Here is a 12,679-nt window from a genome sequence, read left to right as displayed (position 1 = left end):
AGAATAATCAGGTCTTTGCTTTCAGTAGTTTCAGTAGAAATTTTTTATTTTAAGTTGTTGATATATAGTGTTTTGTTTGAATGCGCGACAACTTGTGATAATGAATGATATACGTGATCAGCTGAGCTTTTTTCAATAAAAAAACATTAAGGTATATGGAAGAATTTGGATTCTCTGATTTACCTTAATGTTTTTACTTATTTGGGAAAAAAAACTTTTATTATTCGCAGTCTAATTTAATTTTACCCACGCAGACCACGTTCCGTTGCTGCAGTTTCTAACATAGGTATTGGGTACTTCTCCCATAGAGATATAAGTTTGAGTTCCGTATTCGCCTGCATCATCTGTTTTACAACTTGTTACTATTCCCCATGAAGGAGAGGTGTCAGGAGAATAAGTACTCTGATAATTGACCTGACAGGTGTTAACAGAACTTCTTCTGTAACTGGAGAACAGCGTGTTTAAATTTGTAATACTTTTATAGGGAACGTCGGCAACACTTAATTTATCCCTTACGCCGTTATGGGTTTCCCATAGGGTTCCATTTAAGTCACGTTCTATGGCACCATCCTTGGGAGTAGTAGTTAAATATCCGTTTGGGATTACCAGAGAAGGGCTTACAGTATTACCGGATGGTGTAGTTAAAAAATCTCCCTTTAGTGCTACGGTACCATCCAGATCAGGCATCGAATAAGTTCTGGAAGCTGTTAGATTATCTGTATTAAGTTGTGCCTGAACAATTGTTCTTCCAAATTTTATTCCATGGGAGTTCATTTCGGTTCGAAAGTTTCCATTAGAGTTTTGAGTCAGCATTATTCCATCATCTAATGAGTTTAACTGATTATATGCTGACGAAGAAGGCTGTTTTATAAATAAAGCGCCATAGTCTAATTGAACAAAATTATTGAAGATCTTATTACCGCTTATTGTCTGGTTTCCGGTTTTTTTTACATTTTCTAAGTCTGATGATGAAATCGAATTGGTAACAAAAGCAGTTGTTGCCAATTGACCTGAAGCTGTTCCTGCTGCAGCAGTTGCAGCAGTTGGTATTCCCTGAAAAGCGGGCGAATTAATCGCAGCGTAATAGGTTGACGGCATTCCGTTAAGATTTACAGCATTATTGGCTGTTCCGGTTGTATTTTGGTTCAATATTGGAAAATCATCAGCCACGGCAATAGTGTGAGCCCCTGTAGCTGTGGTGTTTTTTAAAATACCAGTTGGAAGAGAAGCAGTAGGTTCTGCATAATCTGTTCTCACTTGTGCTATAACCGGAACCCCTGTAGATGTCGTATTTTTTAAAAGACCGGTTGGCAGCTGTGAAAGCAGTGTTCCGTTGATTCCCTGTACAGTTAATGTAGTATCACCAACAGCATCGCCTGTATGTGAAGCATTAGAAATCTTCGAGTTTAACTGCGTCTGAATACTGGAAGTGGCATCATTAAAAGCGTGTTGTTGTGCAGATTGAAATTTTCTTGTTTCGGTTTCTGAAATCTGATCAGTCGTATAATCGCCAGCCTGAGCTGTTATGGTTCCGCTGCGGCCAAAAACAGTTGTAACATCACTAGTAGGAGTAAGGAGTTCCTGCCAGTCTTCTGTAGAAGCAGGATCAGCACCTTTTAAAATAAAAGATTTACTCAAATCAGATCTTACCGCAATATCTCCCGTTTCCGCAGTTAAAGCCAGCATTGCAGTTTGAGAATCGACAATAAAAGTATCGTTAATTGTAATGGAAGGCAGTTGAGAAGAAATCAATTTTCCGTCAGCTCCAAGACCGGCATATCCGTTTGGGACGTTTTTATTGTTTAGGTTTTCAGGAGTAAATCCAAGTGAATCCTGCTTAGCATTCCAGGAGGCTTTTTCGGCATCTGTTACAAATCTGTTTTCGGAATCCTGAGAAATAATAGCAGGAGAATGGCTGTTAGGATGAGTATAGTTGGAAAGTGTCGAAAGACGCTCGATTTCGGTATCTAAAAGCAGACTTTTACCAGCTGCTTTATTTACTTTATTATCCTGAAGCTGTTTCCCCATCTGAGCGGTCAGTGCTTTTTGAGTACCGCCGCTGGTAAGATCATTTACAAGTAAACTATTTAATGAAATTTGGATAGTTTCAATAGCATCTGTAATTTTTTGAATAGAATTAAGATCAATATTATCAGAGGTCAGCAGTACATTAATACTGTTAATTTGATTTTGCAGAACCACTCCCTGTTCAGCGCTAAGAAGTGAGGCAGCACCTCCTGAAACCAAATTGTTAACAATATCCAGATATTGACCGGCTAGTTTTGCAAAACTGTTTAGAGGGGCATAACCGTTGGCTGTACCTTTCTGATCTTTGTCTTCTTTAGCATTAAACAATGCATTATGAGCCGTTTTATCGTTTTTATGTACTTCGAATTGCAGTTTATCAGCTTTCGTTTCTAAGGTACTGGTTAAATTAGTGATACTGTTTTGCGGAATGGATTCGTTTTTATGCCAAAAACTTTGCCATGCACTCCAAAATTGATCCTGAGTTGGTTTTTGTCCGGTTTTAAACCAGCCTAAAATAGTGTTGATGTTTACTGCCATATAGTGGTATTGGTTGTTGAATTAAATTGTAGTTTTTTGTTGAATCAATATTTTCTACTTGTTGATTAACAGGCATATCTGCCGGATTTTGAGATTATAAAAATACGGTTGAAAAAAGCAATTAAATAATGTTAAGGTGTTGTTTTTTCAGTGGTTTAAATGAGGGTGGGTAGGTTACATGTTTTTTTTTGTAACTGTTTAAGATAATGCAGACTAAAAACTTAAATAAGCCGATTCTTTTGGAAAATAAGTACAGCCGAAACATTCGTATTAGAACCAAACATGTATTATCTAATTTTGAATGTTTCGGTTTATAGATGGTAAGGAGATTTTTTGAATGCAGAAAGCTTTTAACACGTTATTTTTTTACAGTATTATTTTAGTATTCCTGATTTTTTAGAGTTTAAAAAGTGATCATTAACACTCCTTCAGGGTTTCTGTACAGATGATTATTAGGAAGCTCTGTTTTAGCAGAAGCGTTATTGTCAAATACAGGAACATTCTCGATTATTTTATTATTCTTTATCCATTTTTGAGAAATTTCTTCATCTAACTGAGTTATGTTTCCTGTCTCTGTTGTGGTCAATAACCTGCTATATGGTTTTTCGTATTTCATAAGAAAGGTATCTACGGCTATCCAAATGGTATCTTTTTTACTAACCAACTGTGTTATTATATCTCCGGAAGCATTAACTAAACCTGTATAAAGACCAGTTGCTATATTTGCCTGTCTGAATTTTTTTCCTGTAAAGGAATAGATTTTTCCATTAGAATAAGTTGGACTTATATTATAATTTATATTCATAACTTCTGCCGTAATACTTCCTGAGGAATTCATCCTGTAAGCTGTATTCGTATAGGTTCTAACGAAACGTACATAGGAATCAAGAGGCCCCTGAAAAACCCGGCCTTGCACTGTTCCTATTCTTGTCATAACCCCTTCCATTGTGATTTTATGTATAGAATTATTAGGGTTTAATAAAGTTGTATAAATATTATCTGATGAGTCGATTGCCAGGTATGGATGGACACTCCAAAGAGATTTAATTAAAGACTTTACTCCGGCAGGTGTAATTTTATAAAGTGCTCCCGTCAATGTTTGGGGATAGGAATCAGTTAACAATATTAAATTTCCCTGAGAATCAAATACAATATTGCGACAATTTGGAATTCCGGTAGCAAAAGTTGTTACAACGCCATCAAGTGTAATTTTAGATACCGATGCATCTCCGGAATTAGCTGTATATAAAACATCATTAGATATAACCATGATAGATGGAGTAATACCTACAGTAGCAAATAAAGACAATTCTCCTTTGTAATTTATTTTGTGAATTTCATTAGCTGCGAGGGCATAAATATTCCCTGAAGAATCTTCAACAATATTTTTAATAATTCCTAAATTCCATTCCGCAGTTTTAGTATACATGTAATTGGATGGATTCTTAAGTGAATTTAAATTCAGACTATTATTAACTTGTAGAGGTGTATCCAGAATCAATCTGTCAGATTTATAGAAATCATCCATGATAACTTCTCCTGTTTTAGAGATTCGGCTGCCTCTATTTTGTTTCTCCAGTATACTAATAATACCTGAACCAAAAATTATATTAAATACTCCTTTTGGATTTAATGAAAATGTTGCGCCAGGTTCTGAAAAATTTAATACAACACTAGAAAGCCCTGTAGTTAAATCCAATTTACTAAAATCAGATCCACTATATCTGGTATAGTAAATATTATCTTCAAATAGTTCTACTGCATTCATTTCCTCGTCATTACCAGCAATTGTTGCTATAAGTGTTACCTGACCTGTTACTGATATTTTACTGACAGCATAATCTGAATTGTTTTGACTGCTTGGGTAAACTCGATTAACGATGTAAATTGTATCCTTATCAAGGAAATAAAAAGGTAATCCATAAGAGATATTTGAACCAAATGCAGTGTACAGAATTGTACCTTCAGGGCTTATCTTGTAAAAAGTAGCATTATTATATCCAACGTCCATGTATAAATTGTCCTCGCTGTCAAATAAAATATTACTATTCATGTAATAATTAAAAGTTACAGGAAATGTGATAAACAAGGAGGCTTCGAACGATTTGTTAAGTTTGTAAACTGAATTGCCGCTGCTTTCACATAAATATATATTATTAGCTGAATCTATACCAATTTTAGTAACTTTTGGAAGAATTGTTTTGTCGTATGGAGGAGAGGTTAATGTGCCGTCAGCATCAATCTTGTAAAGAATAAAATCAGCTGCTGTAAAATAAATATTTCCTAAGTTGTCTGCACACCAGGCATAAATGTATGATTTCCCATGAAAAGCGATTGGAGTTACTGTTTTGTCAGGTGCGACCTTAACAATTTGCATGGTCAAATTGTCCTGAAAATAAGCGTTTCCATTCTTATCGATTCCACATTTAACACTAAGTGTATGAAAGTATTTGCTTATATCTATTTTAGTCTCTGTGAATTTATCAGTAGAGAGCATATTTGAAAATCTAAGCCCTGATTTTCCAGGTGCACCCTGAATTAGTAATTCATTATTATTTGATATTGCATTACTGTTAATGATATTATTACCTGTCGCATTAAATTTTGGCAGATAATTGGCGGTACCATTAATTGATGTTCCTCCGGAAGATAATGTTACGTTACCGGAGCCTAATAGTGTTTCTCCATTAACAGTTTTAATAGTTACTCCGGAAACTAATGTGTTCTGTTTGGTATTGATTTGATTCTGTAAAGCAGAATTCTGTCCATTTACATAGGATGTACTTGCTAATGCTTCAATATTGGGCTTGTTTAAAATTTCAGACATTCCTCCGTTTGAATTCCAGTCAGCATTGACCTGCGGAGGGGTATTAAGCTCCTCTCTTGGGATAAATTTTACAGTTTTGTCAGCTCCCTGTACCAGAATATTGTCTGAAGAAGATTCACTTTTTGGCACCGAATTTAACTGTAACGGTTTATTGATATATTGTATAGGCTCTTTAGGAACTTTATTTTCCATTTTGTTTCGATTTTTTTGTTTGATTTTAATACTTATAGATCATTGCTATGACAGCCTGAAAGAGATAATGTTTTATTTACTTGGTATTGTGAACTCTTCAGATTCTTCCAGATCGCCGATAGTATCCACCAGTTTAAGAATGGTGCCCGGAGTTAATTCCAGCCAGGTTACCCATAATTCCGGATAATTACCTGTGGGCAATGCACTTGAAAAATCAGATTCCCCGGGTCTTTTATATTTTAGATTGATCCCGTTGTAAGCACCACAGGTATAGGATCTTAGTAATACTTCGTCATTAAGTTTATAAGTAATAGCATCATGGGAATATTGACTGCTGGTAGTAAAGGATATAATTTTCCCAACCAGATTGTCCGGTTTGGTAAAACTGCTCATCAAATTTGTGTCACCGCCATAATAAGTTGCTTCAGCAAGGAAATTTCCTTCGCAATAGCCTATTACACTATCTCCAATCTCTAATTCTTCAGCAGTATTAGGAGCAACTTTAAAAATTAGAAACTGCCCTGATGGAATGATTCTCTGCTCTTTAATTAACTGATCAATGTTTTCAATATCTCCTGCAGGAATTTTTTCATTTTTATGACGAAAAGAATCCCATGTATCCCAAAATTGTACTTGTGTAGGTTTTAATCCGGTCCTAAACCAGTTTTTTATAGTTTCTAGTGCTTGTATAGCCATGTTTTTATGTGATTTTTGGGTTATTAATTAATTGAACTATCAGAAAATTAATTCTGATAGTTCAGGGACTTGAAATCTAATCTGCCAGTCCTGTTTGATTGCCATCTTTACTTATAATTAAACCTAAAGCAATACAAACAGTGGTTATTTGTCCTCCGGTTTCTGCTGTAATGTAGCCCAGAGCCACTGCTGCTGCGATTCCTCCGACAATAATCCCGGTTAAGGTTGTTTTCCAGCTTTTCATGATGTTTTTCATTTTGTTATAGTTTTTAAGAATTAAGAATTAAGAATTAAGAGTTAAGGGTTAAGGGTTAAGGGTTAAGGGTTAAGGGTTAAGGGTTAAGGGTTTGGGTAAACAACCATTAAGGCTCCGGCAGTGCTTCGGTAAACATCTCCGGTAATTAAACCCGCTGTTAGAGCAGCAGTATTGTCTTCATAAACGGGAGGGGTGCCTACATTTAGAGTTCCGGCCAGAGAGATTTTAGCTCCTCTTGCAATGAATCTGTTTCCGATATTAATGATACTGTCTGCTGCAGCATCTTCAGGAAGTCCTTCAGAGCCAATATAAATGTTGAAATTCCCTGTGGTTACATGCTTTCCGGCAAATTTTCCAATACCGGTATTGGCGACTCCTGTAGTAACGGCGCCTAAAGAATAATTTCCTACTGCATTATTGGAGTGGCCGGATGTATTTAAACCTAAAGCGGTATGACCAATAGCTGTATTGGAAAAACCAGATGTATTGTAACGTAAAGCATAGGTACCAATAGCTGCGTTTTTGTCTGTACCTGTGGCATCATACATACAGTAGGATCCAATAGCGGTAGACTGTCCAAGTCCTGATTTCATTTTTGCCAGTGCATTACTTCCAACAGCTACATTATATGGCGATGTCAGGTTATCTGCTAAAGCAAATGCTCCTATTGCAGTATTACTGATGGCAGTTGTGTTGCTGAATAAAGAGCCGGCTCCTATTCCGGTATTATTGCCGCCGGTTACTATATTAACCCCGGCATCAGAACCTATCATAGTATTATTATTGGCAGTTGTTAAATACTGTAAAGGACCTTCTACCTCTCCGTCGCCATTACCTATGGCTACATTATATTTTCCGGTGGTAACCGAAGCCAGACCATTGCGGCCTATTACTAAATTATTTTCGTAATTACCATTTCCTTTACCAATTCTGATTCCGTTAATTGTTTTATCTGTCCCTCCCAGTTCCTGCAGGGCACTATTATCTACGAAACCGGATTCTGTTGCAGAAACAGGAGAACCTGTGCTGGTACTAAGGTCATTCAGTGTAGCTATTTCATAAGTTCCGGCAGGTCTGTTACTGCTATTAAGAGTAAAATTTACTTTATTGTCTCCTAATTTTAAATCAAATGATGTTTCTTTACTAAATGGTAAATAGTCACCTTCAGCTGCATCCGTATTTGAAACAGCAATTCTGCTATTGTATTCACCATTAATGCCCAGGCTGAAACGAGCTTTACTGTAATAATCCTCGAAATAAAGTTCATTAAATGATATACCGCTTGTTCGCTGAAAAGGGATATTACTGTAATTTGTTGCTCCTCCTGCCATTCCGGTCACCTGCTCAGAACCATTCCACAGACTCATGGTTTTGTTAAAAGCGTCATTTCCGGAAGCTAAAACCCCGTCTAATGCTGGTGCTTGAATGGTCACATCTCCGGGGCCTAAAATACTTTGTCCGTTGATAGTCTTAAAATCAGATTTGTCAGTTTTGGTACTGAGTAATGTATCAAGTCCCGCAACATCTTCTGCAGGAACTTTTTCTTCTTTATGGCGAAAAGAATCCCAGGTATCCCAGAATTGTACTTGTGTAGGTTTTAGACCAGTTCTAAACCAGTTTTTAATATTTTCTAATGTTTGTATCGGCATTTTTTTTCTTTTTACAGGTTGTTTTAAAAGTCAGCATTCTTACTCAGAAAGTCGATTTAGCAGTTTTTTGTTTTTGCAGGCTATTGCGGACTGCCTCTTGAGAGTACATAAGTCATAATACGATTTACTTTACTTTAATTTAATTAATAGGTTGTGTGGTGACGGCTGATAGCGAAAAAGCTATTGAGGGTATTTTACAGCAGAGTGTTCTATAAAATTTGAGGATGTAAAAGTAGTTTAGAAGGATACAAAAAATGCAAAAAAAAGAGCGGGTTTTTCAGTAGCTTCAGTAGAAATGAAAGTTGCTGAAACTACTGAATTCAAGGGGTTTGAAATTTTATAATGACAAATAGCGGCACTATTTTTACACCCGGAAAAAACACCTAGCGATGAGTAAAAATACAATTCACAATTTCGACATTATAATACAAAATAGTACGGCGGTCAAAAGCCCGGAAGATTTAAAAAATGATTTCTTAAAAGAGCTTGCCAAAGTTTCAAAAGAAATGAACGGGCAAAAAGATATAGAACAGTTATGGCTGGAATATAAAAATGAAAATACGGTCATTTTAAACAATGCTGATTCCTCAGCCGAAGAAGGCGTTTTGGGAACGTTAAACAGGACAATGAAAAATCCGGCGGGATCCGATGACACTACTTCTTCGCTGCCGGAGGAAACACGATATAATTTAGATGCTTCTACATTATTTACTACTTCAATAACAGCTCCATTCGAAGGGGGCGCTGCTGATACCACAGAGAAGATCATAATGGATTCTTCTGCATCAGTAAGCACTACTCCTTCGATTTCGGGAGCAGGAAGTATTGTTTTGAATAACGGAGTAATTTCTCAGATTTATCCTGAAATAAATGCACAACAAAACCTAAATCTGCCGGCTAATCTGGCTGGGCCATCAATAGAAGTAGTAAAAGAAGCGGTTAAAAAGAAACAGGATATTGCCGCTGCAGCAAATGATTTTGAAGCTGTACATTACTGGACAACTGTTCTGAAAGCTCTTAAAGAAGGAGTTTCAGTCAGTACTTTTGAAGGAAAACCTGAACATGAACGTTTTACAAAATTGTATGCTGATTTAAAACAGATCAATTCATCTGTTATTTCAGTTCATAATTTTAGTTGGGAAATTGTCCGTGAAAAAATGATTAAGGCAATTAATGCGAATATAATAGACGGATCTATTTCAAAAGAAAATAAACAACGCTGGGAAATAATTATAAAGCAATTGCTTGATGCTAAAACCAATATTGCGAATCTTTTTGAGCAATATGATGAATTATTTCTATTGCTTAGAGAAGTCGAAGGATTAGATACACTGCCGGGTTCTATAACAATAACAACGAAAACAAAAATATATCCTAATCTGAGCGCTGACAGACTTTATGCAGACATTGGAAAAGAAAATGTTTATGTCTCGTTAAAACAGATAATCAAAGAAAAAAAGAATGGAAGTGCAGTAAGAAAAGGTGCGGTGAAGATTAAAAATGCCAATACCACTTCATTTATTATGGGTGAAAGTCTGGAATTTTTTGTAGATGAAGCTTTTATAAATCAAAAGATACATCAGAAAGAAAATATTAACTGGGTAGTTTATAATAGTGATACAGGCAAGGAGCATATTTTTAGAAACGAAGGAACATCTTTTAGTTACAATTTTGATACTCCCGGAACCTACAGAATTGATGCATACGGACAAAATCATACAATAAAACTGAAAAAAAATTCAGCTGCTGCGACTTTCTTAGAATTAAAAATAGTGGCGCAGGATCTTGTAATTATGCCTCCTGCAAATGTTGGTAAAATGACAAGACCTTTTGCCGAAGAGAGAGCTTTTAAAGTATCCTTAAAAAAGGAAGGAGTTCAAACAATTAATCCGTTAAAATTATATTACCAGATTGAAATTAGTAAAGGCAGCACGGTAACTAAAATTGTAGAAGAACGGGAATTGGATGCTTCAGGTATTGTTAAACTGGCTATGCCTGATTTGGGAACTTATAAAATTACAGTAATCAGTAAGGACCAATATAATCTTCTTGGGAAATTTGAAACCTCTGTGATCAGGAATTATGCTGCAAGTATTGCTGTTATGGATAAAAATATTCAGAACGATACTATTTATCTATTGAATCAAGGCAGTAAAACGGTAACATTTAATGTTAAATCTTTTAAAATTGAGCCGGCAGTTTTACAGGAAAAGAATAATGTAAAATGGCTGGTTTATGATAAAAAGGGTAAAATCTGCATACCCGATGGTATGAAAATACAAAATGAAGACAATGATGTTCAAAAGCCCTATTTGTCTAAAGGAACATCTTTTGTTTTTCCTTTTCCTCAAAAAGAAGGAGATTTTGTCATCGAAGCGTATAATTACAGTAAAGAAGGAGCAAAATCAGTATCGGCGAAAAAAATACATTTCAAATATCCACAGGTTACTACAGCATACTGGGCATGGAGTAACGGAAACAAAAAAGACAGATCTGGTTTTTCAGGAGAAGTAAATTATATCAAAGCTGCTATTCCGGGTTATAATGATCAGCCTGTAAGGATTAAAATATTCTTAGATGATAAGAGAGAGGTACATTATTTCGTACATACTAAAACAGATAAAAAGGGAGAAGTAAATAAGGAAATAAGATTTAATACCACTTTACAGAAACATTTTGGAATTCAGAATGGAAAAACAAGCGCCCTTAAATTTGAGCTCGACAGAAAAGAAAATGAAGCTTTTTTACCATTTGCCAAAAAGGCAGCTGCCTACGATCAGGCTATTTTAAATGTTACGGCGAAGACCGAGATCACTGATATTTATTTTAAATACGAGGACAAACGTGTAAACCCATTTACAGAGGTGCCTTACGGAGCAAAAGTAAAAGGGGTTGTCAGAACTTTAAATATGGTGGGTAAGCCGGTTTCATTACATATTTATAAAAATGCCGGAGATATTAAACATACAGATAAAACTATTGTGACTAACGAAGGTGTTGCTGCAATTGATTTTATTTTAGATAAAAAATGGTATGCTTTAAATCCTTTGACTGCAATGGCCGATATGTTTTATCTTGGGATGGAAGGAATGAATTCTAAATTCTCATTACAAAATGGTCTAAATGCTATTCTGAATACGATCACATCATCTGATACTAAAACAGGTGAAAATAAATACGGCATAGATATTCCTTATTTCTTAATGAAATATAAAGGAAAAAGCGAAGAGAGCCTTAAGGTTCTGCTGAATGATATGAATGAATATTATGCGGCAGAAAAAATAACGCCGCAAAAAGAACAGGTTGCCTATATGCTTGCTACAGCTTATACGGAAACATTTAAAACCTTTAAACCTGTAATAGAAAGTTTCTGGATTAAGAATAAAACATCAAGAGAACGAACCTATCACAGATATGATCCGGTACTGGCCAATACGGAAAAAAGAAGAAAAGCGGCTGTTAAAAACGGGAATACAAAAGAAGGAGACGGAGTAAAGTATTGTGGAAGAGGGTATGTACAATTGACATGGAAAAATAACTATAAAAAAATAAAAGATAAATTTGGAGTAGATGTAGTCAATTACCCTGAAAAAGCATTAGAACCTAAGCTGGCCGCTAAAATTATGATCTGGGGAATGGACAATGGAATTTTTACCGGTGTAAGTATTAATAAATATATAAATGATTCCCAGATAGATTATGTAAATGCCAGAAGGGTAATTAACGGAAAAGACCGAAGAAATGAAATTGCAGCTGATGCCAGAGACCTGGTTAAAGATGTGAGAATAATTAAAACTAAAGAAACTAAAGAAACTAAAGAAATTAAAGAAAGCAAAAATACTGCTGTATCAAAATCTATGGCTGCGGCCCTTAAGGAAATGAAGGCCATTGCAGACAAACATCTGCAATATGCAATGGAAGACAATTCAAAAGGATTCAGAACATCCTCAAGTGATGAAGCCTTAAGCAGAATGGATTGTTCAGAATTAGTCTGTAGATATTTACATAAACTGGGTATCACAAAAGAAGTAAAATCGGTAACGACAGGCAGTATGACTACGCAAGCTTCATTTCGAAAAGCTTTAGGAACAGATAAAATAAAATTTGTCGGCAATTCTAAAGATTTCAAACCTCAGGCGGGAGACATTTTCGTTTGGAGCAGAAGTCCAACCGATGGACATACAGGAATTGTATATAAATACGATGCTGCCAAGGATCTTGTTACAATACTTGAAGCCCTTGGAAAATCAGGAAGTGCTGATAATAATACCAATATAAAAAATGGAGGTTATGGCCGGGCTGATTGTACAAGAACTTCTGTTTACAAAGCAACAGGAGGGGCTCTGTTTGCTCATAAAGGGTTTAAAGGATATTTTAGACCGGAAGTCTAAAAAATGGTTATTACAGATTTGAAAAACGGGAAGATTAAATGTTTTCCCGAAAGCAGGAAATGAATAGAAAAGATTAGTATTTTAGTCAGGATATGCATGTAAA

General features: G+C 35.6%; 6 protein-coding genes. 1 reads left to right on the top strand and 5 read right to left on the bottom strand.

Annotation, left to right across the window (positions count from 1 at the left end; all coding sequences use genetic code 11):
* Window positions 1-231: 231 nt before the first annotated feature.
* The 5 genes from ACODST_RS07460 to ACODST_RS07440 form a co-directional block, all read right to left on the bottom strand.
* Window positions 232-2,565: a pyocin knob domain-containing protein gene (locus tag ACODST_RS07460; RefSeq protein ID WP_488931488.1), complete on the bottom strand. Its 2,334-nt coding sequence runs from the start codon at window positions 2,563-2,565 to the stop codon at window positions 232-234.
* A gap of 403 nt (window positions 2,566-2,968) precedes the next feature.
* Window positions 2,969-5,584: a hypothetical protein gene (locus ACODST_RS07455; protein ID WP_488931487.1), complete on the bottom strand. Its 2,616-nt coding sequence runs from the start codon at window positions 5,582-5,584 to the stop codon at window positions 2,969-2,971.
* Window positions 5,585-5,656: 72 nt separating this feature from the next.
* A complete protein-coding gene (locus ACODST_RS07450; RefSeq protein ID WP_488931486.1) occupies window positions 5,657-6,280 on the bottom strand; it encodes a hypothetical protein in 624 nt (207 codons plus the stop codon).
* Between the two features lie 76 nt (window positions 6,281-6,356).
* Window positions 6,357-6,536 carry a hypothetical protein gene (locus tag ACODST_RS07445; protein ID WP_488931485.1) on the bottom strand — a complete coding sequence of 60 codons (180 nt, stop codon included), beginning with the start codon at window positions 6,534-6,536 and terminating at the stop codon, window positions 6,357-6,359.
* A gap of 83 nt (window positions 6,537-6,619) precedes the next feature.
* A complete protein-coding gene (locus tag ACODST_RS07440) occupies window positions 6,620-8,185 on the bottom strand; it encodes a hypothetical protein (RefSeq protein ID WP_488931484.1) in 1,566 nt (521 codons plus the stop codon).
* A 389-nt stretch (window positions 8,186-8,574) separates the two neighbouring features.
* Between ACODST_RS07440 and ACODST_RS07435 the strand changes: the two genes are divergently transcribed.
* Entirely contained in the window at window positions 8,575-12,576 is a 4,002-nt protein-coding gene (locus ACODST_RS07435) for a hypothetical protein (protein ID WP_488931483.1), read from the top strand.
* The last annotated feature ends 103 nt before the right edge of the window (window positions 12,577-12,679 follow it).

Source organism: Flavobacterium sp. FG19, assembly GCF_057809475.1.
Note: the sequence above shows the minus strand (reverse complement) of the source record. Positions and strands in the feature narration are given on the sequence as shown.

Coding starts and splice junctions, on each gene's coding strand:
- ACODST_RS07460 (WP_488931488.1), bottom strand. CDS start 2,565: ATGGCAGTAAACATCAACACTATTTTAGGCTGGTTTAAAACCGGACAA.
- ACODST_RS07455 (WP_488931487.1), bottom strand. CDS start 5,584: ATGGAAAATAAAGTTCCTAAAGAGCCTATACAATATATCAATAAACCG.
- ACODST_RS07450 (WP_488931486.1), bottom strand. CDS start 6,280: ATGGCTATACAAGCACTAGAAACTATAAAAAACTGGTTTAGGACCGGA.
- ACODST_RS07445 (WP_488931485.1), bottom strand. CDS start 6,536: ATGAAAAACATCATGAAAAGCTGGAAAACAACCTTAACCGGGATTATT.
- ACODST_RS07440 (WP_488931484.1), bottom strand. CDS start 8,185: ATGCCGATACAAACATTAGAAAATATTAAAAACTGGTTTAGAACTGGT.
- ACODST_RS07435 (WP_488931483.1), top strand. CDS start 8,575: ATGAGTAAAAATACAATTCACAATTTCGACATTATAATACAAAATAGT.